This is a genomic window from Treponema sp. SP13 (assembly GCF_050938355.1).
In the GTDB taxonomy this organism is placed as follows: Bacteria; Spirochaetota; Spirochaetia; order Treponematales; family Treponemataceae; genus Treponema_D; species Treponema_D socranskii.
In genome coordinates this window covers 119033-131852 of record NZ_JADOVM010000004.1, presented here as the reverse complement: position 1 = coordinate 131852, position 12820 = coordinate 119033, and the positions used below count along the sequence as shown (strand labels likewise).

The following is a 12820-nucleotide window of genomic DNA, read 5'->3' as shown; positions in this document are numbered from 1 at the left end:
CGGCTATGAGTACTTCAAACAGAAAATATAAGGACTCGGTGTTCGTCGATTTATTCAGTGAAGACGAAAAAGCAAAAGAAAACTTTTTGTCGCTTTATAATGCTCTGCACGGTACCAAACTTACGGCTATAGAAAAGTTAAAAAACATCCGCCTTGATCAAGTCTTGTATATGACATTCTATAATGATGTATCATACCTCGTTGATAATAAAATAATAGTCCTTGCTGAACATCAGTCAACAATCAACCCGAATATGCCTCTGCGTTGCCTTGAATACATCAGCCGCCTGTATGAAACACTCTTTGAATCAAAAGAAAAATACAGCCGTAAACTCTTAAATATTCCGACTCCCGAGTTTTATGTCTTTTATAACGGTGAGGAACCATATCCTTCCGATAAAACTCTGAAACTATCGGAGGCCTTTATAGAAAGAGGAACGGAAACTAATCTTGAGTTGACCGTTAAAGTAATAAACATAAACCGGCAAAACCGTCATCCGGTATTGGAAAATTGCCGGACAATGCATGAATACAGTATATTTGTGGAAACGGTGCGCAAGTGGAAAGAGATAGATAGTCAAAACGGTTTTGAAAAAGCCGTTGAAGAATGTATAGAAAATAATATTTTGCGTGAGTATCTAAAGCGCAAGACTAAGGAGGTCGTTAATATGTTATTAGCTGAATATGATTATGAAACCGATATAGCCGTACAGCGTGCCGAAGAACGGGAAATAGCCTTTGCCGAAGGAATTGAACAGGGCTTTTCCGAAGGTTCATACCAAACAAAGCTTGAAACGGCAAAAAATTTACTTGAAATGGGGTTTGCCATAGAAGCTATCGTAAGAGCTACCGGCCTTAGCCAAGAAGAGGTTGAAAACGTTTGACAACGGAACCGCCGTGTTCCCGGTGCAAATTTTGCAAACGAAGCTTATCGCTTACAGTATCTTATCCTTTCCGATTTTTTTTCGCGTAACAATAAGAAACTACGGCGAAGACGATACTTGAGAGCATCATCAAAAAGCAAAGGATTTGCCCCGTTGAAAAATTGAGAAGCGAAGCGTTCATATAGACGGGAGATGCCGTATCCTTTCCGATGCGGAAACCCAAATCGGCATCCGGCTCCCGAAAATATTCGATGACGAAGCGGAATGCGCCGTACCCGAAAACGTATGCAGCCGAAAGCATGCCGTCCCACCTTTTACGTTTTCTGATAAACCACAATATGCCGAACAGTACGACACCTTCGAAAAACGCTTCGTATAATTGGCTCGGATGGCGCGGAAGGTTTACGGTGGCTCCCATAATTTCCATGTATATCTTTGCCGCAAAATCCTGCACCCATTTTAAGCTCGCCGAAAATTTTTCCGCTTGCGGAAAGACGATTCCCCACGGCATTGTCGTAATCCTTCCGTAGAGTTCTCCGTTTAAAAAATTGCCGAGCCTGCCGAATGTGTAGCCCGCGGGAATCGCGACCGCTATCGCATCCATCCATTGGAGCGTGTTTTTTTTGTGCCGCCTGCACCACAGGATCGTACCGATAAGGCCTCCGATAAGGCCTCCGTGATACGACATACCCGCAAGACCTGTGAATTTATGCGTTACCGTGTCGAATGGCCAAAAGATAAGCCACGGCCGCTCGCGGTACATACCGCTCGTGTCGTAGACGAGGGTCGAAAAGATGCGTGCGCCGATGAGCAAAAACACGATCCCCGTAGCGATAAAACCGAATATGTCGTCTTCGGTCGCTTTGTAATTTTTGCCGTCGAGCGCACCTTCTTTCATCTCTTTTTTCAGCACGAAAAACGCCGTACCGAACGCGAATATGTACATGAGCCCGTACCAGCGTAAAAGGCCGAGCACGGGAACGCCCGGAAAAATTTCGGGATGGATCCACGACGGGTAATTGCAATACAAGGGTAAAAACATCGCTTATACCTTAAAGCCTTGGGCTGCAGCCTGCACCAATTTCGATTTTAACAATATGTTTTCTTTTTTCAGCTGTGTCAGTTCGAACTGCTGCGTTTTGATCGTCTCGGCGAGTTCTCCGACCGTGAGCGTGCCGCTTCCGACCAAATCGTCGATGACTGACAGTTTGTAGTCGTAATCTTCGTTCGCTTCTTCTTCCGCCGTTTGGAACGTCGCACCTCCGTCCGTGTCGGGAGAATAGGCGTCATCGAAGGTATGCGTTTCCGATGCGAGCACTTTTTCTGCGATGCGGTATATCGCCTGCGAAAGCACCGCCTGCGGTTTATACACGATGATCGGCAGCTGCGATTCGAGCGCTTTTTCCTGGAGCGAATCGCGGTACATGATACCCAAGTATTCGATATCGAGTCCGAGATATTGATTGCACGAACGGCGTATGCGCTGCGCTTTGTCCGCATCTTTCGGATCGTCGATGAGATTCATGATGAGGCGCGGACGAAACGATTTCATGCGCGACAAAAAGAGCGCGGTGTTTTCCGGGTCGGCTTTATCGAGGGTTTCAAGCAATTTGGGGATATAGAGCCGCTGGAGCGACGTCGAATCTTTGCGCAGCGCTTCGAGCCTGTCGTATCCGGCGGTTCCTTTTTTAAACGTCGTGTACATGAGGCGGAAGACGGCGTTTTTGAGGAAGAGGTAGCCGTTGAGCGTCGCAGTGACCGTCGGGGCGGTTACGATAATTCCTTGCGCGGAAAGCAAAAACATATCGAGAATGATCTGGTGCGTTCCCGCTCCCAAGTCGAGGATGAGGTAATCGGCGTCGATGCTTTGAAAACTGCGCACGAGCTTTGTCTTTTGAAAAGGCTTGAGAGAGGTGAGTCCGGGGATTTGACTGTCGCCCGCGATAAAACTCACGTTTTCATAATCGGTCGGTACGATGATGTCTTCGAATTCGCCTTTGTCGGTGAGCCACGCGCCGAGGCTTGCCGCCGGATCCACGTGCTGACCGATCGCGAGATGCAGATTCGACGCGCCTAAATCCAAATCCGCAAGCACTGTTTTTTTGCCGGCCTGACCGAGCGCAATCGAAAGGTTTGCCGACAAAAGGCTTTTGCCGACGCCGCCCTTTCCGCTCGCAACGGGAATGATTTGCATACATCGATTATAACACACGTGCGCTTTTGTGCATAGTTGCGATCGCACACGCTGCAAGTGTCACGGGAAACGAAATGAAGGCAGCACGCTTCCGTACATTTCCGCAGGTTTACAAAAAGCGGTATTCGCAGTATACCGTGAGTCTATGACATATACCGAAAAATTTTTGAGCGATATAGCGCGGGCGGCAAAGCGCGAGCGGGCGGAAAACGGCAGCCGCTACGATGCGAAAAAAACGTGCGAAAAAATTGCGCGTTCCCTCGAAAACGCGATCCGCGGTCTCGGCGGCCTTCCCCGTGCGGTTGGGGACTATTGGCTTACCGAGTACATCGATTCGTCTTCCGATGCGGAAAATGAGCCGACGAGGGAGCACGCCGAAAAACTCGGTGCGATGCTTTCGTTTTTGCGCGGTGAGGACGACACGGCTTCGCTTTCGCCCGACGATTGGAAAAACCTTGCCGAGCTCGTGCAAAGTGAAGCCGAAACGCTTCCGATTGAATCGCTCTCGTCTCTCATGTCCTCTCTCGTCGAACAAAAAGCGGTGTAGTCCTATGTCCTTTCCCTTTCGGACGGAGCGGCTCGAAGATCCCGCTTTGCAGGGTTCCGCTCCGCTTCATTGCTCCGCTTCGCTTCGCAACGGCGTTCCGCCGCCCTTACAATCGGGCGTAGGCGCTTATGCTCCGTGTATGCAGTGTCCCAGAAAATGCGCTGTCGACAGAAAAGCCGTACACGGATTGTGTGGAGAAGGAGATACCGTCCGCATCGCGTCCGCGTGTCTGCACTTCGGCGAAGAGCCGCCGGTCACCGTGTTCGGCGGCAGCGGTACGATTTTTTTTACGGGCTGTACGCTCCGCTGCGTGTTTTGCCAAAATTATCAAATTTCGCAAAACGGTATGGGGCGTACCGTCGATGCAGCAGAATTCGTTAAAATCTGCCGGACGCTCGAAAACGCGGGTGCGGAAAACATAAACCTCGTGACGGGAAGTCACGCGATTCCGAGAATCGCTTCGTACCTCAAGCGCGCTCGGGAAGAAGGCGTGTCGATTCCGTTTTGCTGGAATTCGTCCGCGTACGAATCGGTCGAAACGCTTGAACTGCTCGAAGACCTCGTGTCCGTATGGCTGCCCGATCTGAAAACGCTTTCGCCCGAACTTGCGAAGAACCTCTTCGGCGCGGAAGATTACCCCGAAGCTGCCGCGCGCGTCGTCGGCTGGATGATCGAGCGTTTTCCGCTTGTGCTCGCAGAAAAGACACGGGACGGCATCGAAAAAGAAAAAATCGAGCGCGGCGTCATCGTGCGTCATCTCTTTTTGCCGGGACGTTTTTCCGAAACTGCCGATACGCTTGAATGGCTCAAGCACCATGCCGACGGCAAAGCGCTCATTTCGCTCATGTCGCAGTATACGCCCGTACCTTTTGCGGAAAGCGAAAACGAGTGTGCAAAACGGAAGCGCGCGCTCGAAGCGATCGAAAATCGCCTCGTAAGCAAAACCGAAGACCGCGATCTCCGCGACCTCATCGATGCGTACGGTTTCGAATACCTTTTTTATCAAGAGCTTTCCGATGATACGAGCTGGCTCCCCGATTTTAACCGCACGCAGCCCTTTTCAAACACGCTTGCAAAACCCGTGTGGCATTGGAAAACGGGTTTTGCGGTATAGTACGGCGCGTATGTTCCTGCATACGGCTGTGCTGCGGCCGGTTCCGACTGCCGCATCGATATCTTTTAACTTCGGAGCTGTCCGAAAACTAATCGAGTTTTGAGACGGCCCCGTTTATTAAATCGTGCGCAAAGAGCGCACTGGTAGCACAGAAGCTGTTTCAAAAGATATAATGACGGCTATACGTATCGGATTTATCCGGTACGAAAATGTTCTATAATTTAAGGGAGATTTTCCGCTTCGAGGATATCATAATGGCGAATACGACTATACTTCATTTTACCGGTATCGGTTCGGCGTTCAATGCGCCGCTTGGAAACACGAACGCATATTTTATCAACGGTACGACGCTTGTCATGTTTGACTGCGGCGAAAGCGTGTATCCGCGCATCATACGGCTGTTAAAATCAAAGCGTATTCGGCGCCTGGTCATATTGATTACGCATCTGCACAGCGATCATATCGGGAGTTTGGGAACCGTACTTTCGTTTTGCGATCACATCGTGCCGAAACCGGTCGATATATTTTATCCGACGAAAGCGCTCGAACGGTTTTTGAGATGTATCGGTATCGGCGCCGACAAATATACGCACTACCTGAGTGCGCCGTATGCGTGGGATCTGACTATCGTGCCGCACCGTGTCGTTCATTCCGATATGATTGCATGCTTCGGCTACGAAGTTGTGTTCGGCACCGCATCGTTTTATTACAGCGGAGATGCGCATGATATTCCAGACATCGTGCTGAAAAAATTTCTCGACAATAAAATCGAACTGCTTTTTCATGAAGCGACGCTCGATAAAAATGCGGCGGGGCATTGCTGCTACACGACGCTTGAACGAAAAATCCCGCTGTCGGAAAGAAGCCGCGTGTACTGTATGCATCTCGGAAGCGATAAGCTCATCGCCTTGCTGCGAAAAAAAGGCTTTCAAATTCCGAATATAGAGGTGCCGTAAATTGAGAGGAGACGATGTTTGCCGATACGTTCGCGGATGTAGGACGACGTCATCGCAGAAAATTCCAAACGTATACGAAAGGGTAGGCGAGCAGCTCAGGCAGCGTATAATCCGTGACGGCGGGCAGCACGAAATTCCGCACGATTGTATTGTACACAATGAGGTATCCCGAAACGGATCCGATAAATATGATGATGCGGGATTTGAGCGCATTCCACACGTGTTCGGTCATAGCACGCTTTCTCGGTATCCATGCGGGCAGTTTGCCTTCGTTCCACGCGCGGAATAAAAACGCATAGAACGATTTTTTTGCCGGCGATCCGCAGGGGACGCTTTCGGCTGTTGCAGTGTAAATTGCTTCGGCAAGCATTTCCCGTGCGTGCAATTTTTTGCAGCACGGATTTGCAAGCGCATTTTGCGCTTCCCTCGTGCGGATTTGTTTGAGCGCCGGAAAAAAATTATTAAGAAATTTAAAACATGAGATGCACGAGGCGGCTGCGGAGAGGACAAACCACAGGCTCGCGCTTATGAGCAGAACGGACGCTGCGATTATACCCGGCGTCCGTGCGGGTTTTGAAAGGGCAAGGAGCAGCATCGATGCGGCAAAAAGGGCGAGTTTCAGAAGCGAGTTGAAAAAAAATCGCGTGCAGTATCGTTGAAACTGTTTTCCGACCGTAGCGGAAACGGCGTCTTCGGTGATGCGCCGTATCTGCTCGGATGCCGCGTCTCCTATGCCGCGGATACCGCTTTTTACCTGTTCGGACACTTTCGGAATCGTCTCGATGATGAGCTCTTTGCACTGCGCGTAGACGAATGCGATAACCGCGGCGTCGTCGAGCAAACCTCCGGGCAGTAAAAAATCGGGCACGATATCGAAAGGACTGACGAGGTAGACGAGCGCGCCGATTATCATGACTTTTGTTTCGATAGGAATTTCCGGCGATTTAAAGCCCGCCCACAGCGCTTCGACGATATGCCACAGATCCGCGATCGGGCCGCGCTTCATTTTTTCCAAGTGCAATCCGACTTTTTTTACGTCGCGTTTTCCGGCGGCTTTGCCGAGTTCGTCCGCTTTTTTTATCGCCTTTTTGTCGATTTTTTGAAAGTTCATCGCGCACCGCACTCAAGTATGCAGCGATACGCCGCTGTAAGCGCATCGAGCGGCCAGCGGCCGCGGTTTGCGCTGCTTGTCGACGGGAGGCATACGGCGCGTATGTGTGTCGCCTCTTCGCACAGCTTTGTGTAGAGCTTATACGCAGTCTGCCCCGTGCAATATATGCGTTCGATATGCGACGATGCAAGCAGCGTTGAAAAATCGTTCGCGATGGGATTTTGTATGCTCGTGTCGGCCGCTCCCCTTATATCACACGAAGCGAGCACGTCCCACAGCGCGATGCCGTGCCGGAGCACAAGCGTTCTCCGCTCGTCGACGGCTTTGATTCCTTCGTCGTTCGCATAGCCGAGTCTTTCTCCCGTAATGGCCGCGATAACCGGCCAAAACCTGTTTTGTCCGTGCATATAGTAAAAACCCGCCGTCCGGGAACGCGGAGAAGGCATCGTGCCGAGAACGAGGACGCGGCTTTTCGAATCGTATACCGGCGCAAAGGGATGATCGATTCGGGAAGCGGAGGACGAATTTTCAGTGTACATGTTTATATAGTAATAACAAGCGTTCCGCGCGTCAAGAAAATCAATATAATGATCGAAAAATCGATCGCGCAGGAATCCTCATAAAGGAATCGCAGTCGGCTTTCGCGGTGCATCCGTTTATTTTTACAAAAAACCGCGTAATTTATCACTTTGCAGGCGATATATATTGCAGCGGCTCTCTTGCCGCACTATCTCAACAATCGAAGGTATCCTCATGCAATATACCCATAAACCCGTCGACGAACTCTCCTTTACCGACGACTTTATGTTCGGCACGGTCATGAAAAACAAAATAATTTGCAAAGGCATCATCGAGCGTCTTTTGCACATCAAAGTCGGTAAAATCGAATATCCCTCCCTGCAAAAAACGATAGCACCGTTTTACGAAAGCAAGGGCATCCGCCTCGACGTCTATGTCTCAGATCCCGAGCGCATCTTCGACATAGAAATACAAACGTCGGTTCCACCTTCTCTTCCCAAGCGTACGCGTTATTACCAAAGCCTTATGGATGTCGACAATCTCTTGCGCGGTCAAAGCTATGCGGAATTAAAAGAGAGCTATGTCATCTTTATCTGTACGCAGGATCCTTTCGGAGAGGGCTTGCCCGTTTATACATTCCGCAGTGTGTGCAGTGAGAACGGCAGTATTCTTCTTGATGACAAATCGTATAAAGTATTTTATAATGTGGGTGCCTACGGTAAAGAAGACGAACCTGAATTGAGTGCATTGTTGGAGTATCTTTGCGAGAGGCGGGCGACGAGCGGTTTTACACAGCACATCGATGAGCTTGTCGAAAAAGCGAAACGGAACGAAAAGTTCAGGAGCTGGTATATGTCGTTGAATATTCATGAAGATGACTTACGTAGAGAAAGTTTACAGCTGGGGGAAAAGATCGGCTTTGAACGGGGGCGACGCGACGGTATCGCCGCGGGTTCATATCAAGCAAAGCGAGAAACGGCAAAGCTGATGCAGCGAGAAAGCTGTTCTACCGATTTTATACAGCGGATGACCGGCCTTTCGGAAACGGAAATCGAAAAATTATAAGCGCTCGCGATTTCGAGCAGTGCGGAGAAATCGCGAGCGTCTTGATAAAAGAAAAACGGCTTGGTCGTTTTTTTACTCCCGACTTACCAGAGCAGATCCGAGCAGTGGTCGTTCGCTCAGCATCCGTGCCGTGCGTCGAGCAAAGCTTCCCGCGCCGCACGATTACGCAAAATCAATTTAAAAAACGTGTCAAAATGATACGATTTCAGCGTATTTTTACGAGTGTGAGTAAATTCGACATAAATTTACTTAAAATCCTGCCGAAAGTCAAGAAAAATCGATTGCAATTCGTACTGCCAAAAAATCATCCGTTTTTTAATTTATTGTATTATAAAGAATTAATATGGCGTTGCAAATCTAACGAAATATTATCGTAACGATTTTCCCGCTTCCTCGTTATTGGCATAGATATTGCAATAATTTACGTATACGGTTTTGTGCCGCTTGGAGGTGTATCTATGACAAACGACGAAAACATCCTTTCAATGTATTTGAAAGATATCAATAAAGTTTCTTTGCTTTCACGCGAAGAGGAAATCGATTTGGCGCTGAAAGCGAAAGCGGGCGACAAGGCTGCGAAAGACAAAATCGTCAGCGCAAATCTGCGCTTCGTCGTCAACGTAGCGAAAAAGTATCAAAATCACGGACTCGATTTGCCCGATTTGATCAGCGAAGGCAATATCGGCCTTTTGACGGCGATCGAGCGGTTCGACGTATCGAAAGGCTATCATTTCATTTCGTATGCGGTATGGTGGATCCGTCAGGCGATTTTGAAAGCGATCTGCGAAAAGAGCCGCGCCATTCGACTGCCGCTCAACCGTGCGAACGAACTCGTGCAGATCGAACACGCGCGAAAGCTTATGGCGGGCGATAAAACCGAAGAGCAGGAATTCGCCGAAGTTGCGCGCATGTTAAAGATGGACAAGCAGCACGTGCGCGAAATGGTGAACATTTCCCGTGATATGATTTCCCTCGACGCGCAGGTCGCTTCGAGCGATAACGACCGCACGTCCGTGAGCGATTTTATCGAAGACGATCGCTACGACAATCCCGACGAAGAAGCGATTTCGAATGCGATGAAGCGCGATATCGGAGACGTGCTGAATACGCTGAAGCCGAACGAAGCGAAAGTGTTGTCGCTGCGCTACGGTTTGAACGGTACCCGCCCGATGTCTCTGAAAGAAGTCGGCGATACGTGTAATCTTACCAAAGAGCGTATCCGTCAAATCGAAAAGCACGCCATCGTGCGCATGCGCCATCCGAGACGCATGCAGCGCCTCGAAGCTTACATCGCATAGGCGTTTTGCCTGAATCGTGCCGGCGTTTCGCTCGATGTGCGGCCGGCGTTTTTCCCGTTTGCACGGTAAGCTTAAGGCGTCAGCGCAAAACGCTTCGCATATATTCGAACGCGTCGTTTCTCGCTTCGACGAGGATTTCCCCGTCGCGGCTGATGTCCGCGATGCCGAGTTCGAGATCTCCCGATTGTGCGGTTCCGGTTACTTCGCCGGGGCCGCGCAGTTTTAAATCCCGTTCCGCAATAAAGAATCCGTCGGTGCTTTCACGTAAAACTTTCATCCGCTCGATCCCCGTTTCCGTGATATTTTTTCCGTAGATCAAAAAGCAATACGACTGCGCATCTCCGCGTCCGACCCTGCCTCTGAGCTGATGCAGCTGCGCGAGACCGAAACGATCGGCCTGTTCGATGACGATACACGTCGCGTTCGGCACGTCCACTCCGACTTCGATGACGGTCGTCGCAGCGAGCACTTGTATGCGCCCCTTTTGAAAATCGTGGAGAATGCGCACTTGCTCGTCTTCATCGACGCGCGAATGGATGAGTGCACATTCGAATTCGGGATACACTCGCTCGGATAAAAACGCGAACATCTCTTCCGCCGCCTTTGCCGCGGATTTTTCTTTTGCATACAAAAGCGGAAACTGCGCGTTCCGCGTCCGCTTTGCACCTGCCGCTTTTGCCTCCGCCCCCGATCCCACATACGCCGATCCGACGGATTCCATGTTGTCGCCGTTTCCGTCCGCTCCGTCCGTTTGCCGGCCGTCGCTTTCTATTGCGGGATAGACGAAATACGCCTGATGTCCCGCTTCGAGTTCTTTACGCACCGCTTCGTACGCGTTCGCTTCGTTTCCTTCCCGCACGAGATATGTTTTCACCGCCTTTCTTCCTTCGGGCTGCGTGCGCAAAAGCGAAACGTCCAAGTCGCCGAAAGCGGTGAGTGCGAGCGTCTGCGGAATCGGCGTCGCGCTCATCATCAAAAGATGGAGCGTGTAGGACGAAGTACCTGCAATTTTTCTGCCTTTTTCGATTATCGCTTGACGCTGCAAAACGCCGAAGCGGTGCTGTTCGTCTATGACGGCGAGCTGGAGGTCGTTGTACTGTACGGCTTCGGAAAAAAGCGCGTGCGTACCGATCACGATGTCGATATTGCCCGCTTTAAGCTGTTTTAACAATTCCGCCCTGCCGCTTGCTTTTACGTTTCCGGTGAGAAATGCGACGCGTATGCCGAGCGGCGCGAGCATGCGCGAAGCGTTTTCCGTGTGCTGCCTGGCGAGCAGTTCCGTCGGAGCCATAAACGCGCACTGTCCTTTCCAGCTGATGACGCGAAGGCATGCGAAAAAAGCGGCGAGCGTTTTGCCCGAGCCGACGTCTCCCTGCAAAAGCCGCGCCATCGTAAACACCGGAGACCGCTCGTTTTCCGCGCGTTTTGCCGGATCCTTTTTTTCATCGTTTGCGACGAGTTCGCGCTCCCGATAGCCCCTGTCGAGGTCGTCATCCATTTCCATGACGACGTTCATCTGATCGAGCGTGAGGCGGAACGGGAGGCGGTCGTAAAGCGCTCTTTGGAGCGGAGAAAGCGAATCGATGAATATCTGCCGCGTTGCGTCGTATATGCCGCCGTCTGCACCGTCGGGCGCGCCGCTTTGAGCGACGGTGCCTTGCGCTCTTCCGTTTGCAGCGCCGCTTTCATCCGTGCCGGCGGCAGGGCTTTTGCCGCTTCCGCTTTTCATACCGCGTTCTTCCGTACTTTCAAACGGAGAGAGCGAAAGCGATGCGTCGGGGACTGCGCCCCTGTGTTCCCACGCGCGTTTTGCTATGACGCATTGAAAATGAAAGAGCTCTTCGTAGATGAGCGTTCGCCGCGCTTTTTCGGCCTGCAAAAGGCTTTCGGGCGCGTGCACCGCCCGGATCGCATCGCGCTTTGAAAGGAGTTTGTGCTTTTCCATGATGTAATCGGGCAGTTCGTTTTCGATTCCCGCGCTGTATTCGCGGAGAGCGGCGAGGATCGTTTTCCGCACGTTTTTTTGATTGAGTCCTTCGGTGAGCGGATAGACGGGAAGGACGCGGGAGTCGGGAAGCGTCGTCTTTTTATAATCGTAAAGATCGCCGCGTTCGCTCAATTTAATAATTTCGAATGAAGTGCTTTGGAGTTTGCCGTATTTTACATCGAAAGCGCCCGTTACGGCGATGATCGTTCCGACGGGAAATTGTTTTTCCAAAAACGGCCGATTGAACGCGACGAGTTCCGCTTCCGCCTCTCCGTCGGAGATGATGAGCTTCAGCGTTTTCATCCTGCCGTAGCCGAACCATTCGTGGGAAACGACAAGGGCGGCGCAGTGCACTTTCGATGAGCGGAACGCGGAAAGCGGGATACGCTTCGTGCGGTCGTCGTATTGTTTCGGATACAGCGTAAGCAAATCGGCGACGGAAAATACGTTGAGCTTTGCGAACAGCTTTGCCGCCGCCGGCCCGACGCCCGGAAGAGTCGTTATCGAATTGCGTATATCGCCGAGTTTCATTATTTAAAACGGCAATTGCTGTACGATTTTTATAAGCCATTTGAAAAGGTAATGGCCGCCCGCCAAAATACCGATGAGTGCGGCGATCGTGATGCCGAGAGAGGTTTTATAGCCGACGAATTTATTTCCCGTAAATATGCGGGAAATACGGTGTACAAAGGGTTCGAGCGCGTAATCGAGCTGCGACCAAAGCGAGCCGTAGTAGTTCGCCCGCTTTTGCGAAAGGATGACGATAAATCTGATGATGAGCAAAACGAGCAAAAACAATGCGAGCGAATTAACGATAGACCAGGCCATACCGATAATGATCGCGAGAACGGCACCGAGATACAGACGTCCGGTCATCAAAATATTCTGTAAAATATACGAAAGCGCATACAAAAGTCCGATCGAAATTGCGGGGGAAAAATCGAGCGAGCCGATCTGCATCCACCTCGTACCGCGGAATATATTTAAAAACGGATCGCACAGCGCCGACAAAATCCTGCCCGGCGCCGAATACTGTGCGCCCGGAATCCACGTGAGAATTATCCGTATAAAACATAAAAACGAATAGATATTGATGAGCCGTATAAGCGTCGCGATAACATATCTTACCATGTGCATCCTCTTAT

12 protein-coding genes are annotated in these 12820 nt (G+C 50.6%); 6 read left to right on the top strand and 6 right to left on the bottom strand.

Features of this window, described 5'->3' with window-relative positions; genetic code table 11:
* Positions 1 to 5: 5 nt before the first annotated feature.
* Positions 6 to 884: an Rpn family recombination-promoting nuclease/putative transposase gene (locus IZU26_RS08570; protein WP_433278312.1), complete on the top strand. Its 879-nt coding sequence runs from the start codon at positions 6 to 8 to the stop codon at positions 882 to 884.
* Positions 885 to 945: 61 nt separating this feature from the next.
* Here IZU26_RS08570 and lgt read toward each other — a convergent pair whose 3' ends face one another.
* Both lgt and IZU26_RS08560 read right to left on the bottom strand, forming a co-directional pair.
* The gene (lgt, locus tag IZU26_RS08565) at positions 946 to 1926 is read right to left on the bottom strand and encodes a prolipoprotein diacylglyceryl transferase (protein WP_433278309.1); all 981 of its coding nucleotides are present in this window, start codon (positions 1924 to 1926) and stop codon (positions 946 to 948) included.
* Positions 1927 to 1929: 3 nt separating this feature from the next.
* Positions 1930 to 3078 (bottom strand): P-loop NTPase, encoded by a 1149-nt coding sequence (locus tag IZU26_RS08560; RefSeq protein WP_433278307.1) that lies wholly within the window; start codon positions 3076 to 3078, stop codon positions 1930 to 1932.
* A gap of 145 nt (positions 3079 to 3223) precedes the next feature.
* Here IZU26_RS08560 and IZU26_RS08555 point away from each other — a divergent pair, with 145 nt between their 5' ends.
* From IZU26_RS08555 to IZU26_RS08545, 3 genes are all read left to right on the top strand, one after another.
* Positions 3224 to 3625, top strand: a complete 402-nt coding sequence (locus IZU26_RS08555) for a hypothetical protein (RefSeq protein ID WP_021330496.1) — start codon at positions 3224 to 3226, stop codon at positions 3623 to 3625.
* Between the two features lie 4 nt (positions 3626 to 3629).
* A complete protein-coding gene (locus tag IZU26_RS08550) occupies positions 3630 to 4739 on the top strand; it encodes a radical SAM protein (RefSeq protein WP_433278305.1) in 1110 nt (369 codons plus the stop codon).
* Between the two features lie 254 nt (positions 4740 to 4993).
* Positions 4994 to 5695 (top strand): MBL fold metallo-hydrolase, encoded by a 702-nt coding sequence (locus tag IZU26_RS08545; RefSeq protein WP_433278303.1) that lies wholly within the window; start codon positions 4994 to 4996, stop codon positions 5693 to 5695.
* 49 nt (positions 5696 to 5744) lie between these two features.
* Here the strand turns inward: IZU26_RS08545 and IZU26_RS08540 are convergent, their stop codons facing one another.
* Both IZU26_RS08540 and IZU26_RS08535 read right to left on the bottom strand, forming a co-directional pair.
* On the bottom strand, positions 5745 to 6806 hold the full coding sequence (locus IZU26_RS08540; RefSeq protein ID WP_433278301.1) for a YkvA family protein: 1062 nt from the start codon (positions 6804 to 6806) through the stop codon (positions 5745 to 5747).
* Positions 6803 to 7345 carry a DNA-deoxyinosine glycosylase gene (locus IZU26_RS08535; protein ID WP_433278299.1) on the bottom strand — a complete coding sequence of 181 codons (543 nt, stop codon included), beginning with the start codon at positions 7343 to 7345 and terminating at the stop codon, positions 6803 to 6805. The genes IZU26_RS08540 and IZU26_RS08535 overlap by 4 nt, the downstream gene beginning before the upstream one ends.
* A 214-nt stretch (positions 7346 to 7559) precedes the next feature.
* Between IZU26_RS08535 and IZU26_RS08530 the strand changes: the two genes are divergently transcribed.
* Together IZU26_RS08530 and IZU26_RS08525 are read left to right on the top strand one after the other, a co-directional pair.
* Positions 7560 to 8390: an Rpn family recombination-promoting nuclease/putative transposase gene (locus tag IZU26_RS08530; protein ID WP_433278297.1), complete on the top strand. Its 831-nt coding sequence runs from the start codon at positions 7560 to 7562 to the stop codon at positions 8388 to 8390.
* A 458-nt stretch (positions 8391 to 8848) separates the two neighbouring features.
* On the top strand, positions 8849 to 9688 hold the full coding sequence (locus tag IZU26_RS08525; protein WP_433278295.1) for a sigma-70 family RNA polymerase sigma factor: 840 nt from the start codon (positions 8849 to 8851) through the stop codon (positions 9686 to 9688).
* Between the two features lie 79 nt (positions 9689 to 9767).
* Here the strand turns inward: IZU26_RS08525 and IZU26_RS08520 are convergent, their stop codons facing one another.
* Positions 9768 to 12206, bottom strand: a complete 2439-nt coding sequence (locus IZU26_RS08520) for an ATP-dependent DNA helicase RecG (protein ID WP_433278293.1) — start codon at positions 12204 to 12206, stop codon at positions 9768 to 9770.
* 3 nt (positions 12207 to 12209) lie between these two features.
* On the bottom strand, positions 12210 to 12806 hold the full coding sequence (locus IZU26_RS08515; RefSeq protein ID WP_433278291.1) for a YggT family protein: 597 nt from the start codon (positions 12804 to 12806) through the stop codon (positions 12210 to 12212).
* Between the last annotated feature and the right edge of the window lie 14 nt (positions 12807 to 12820).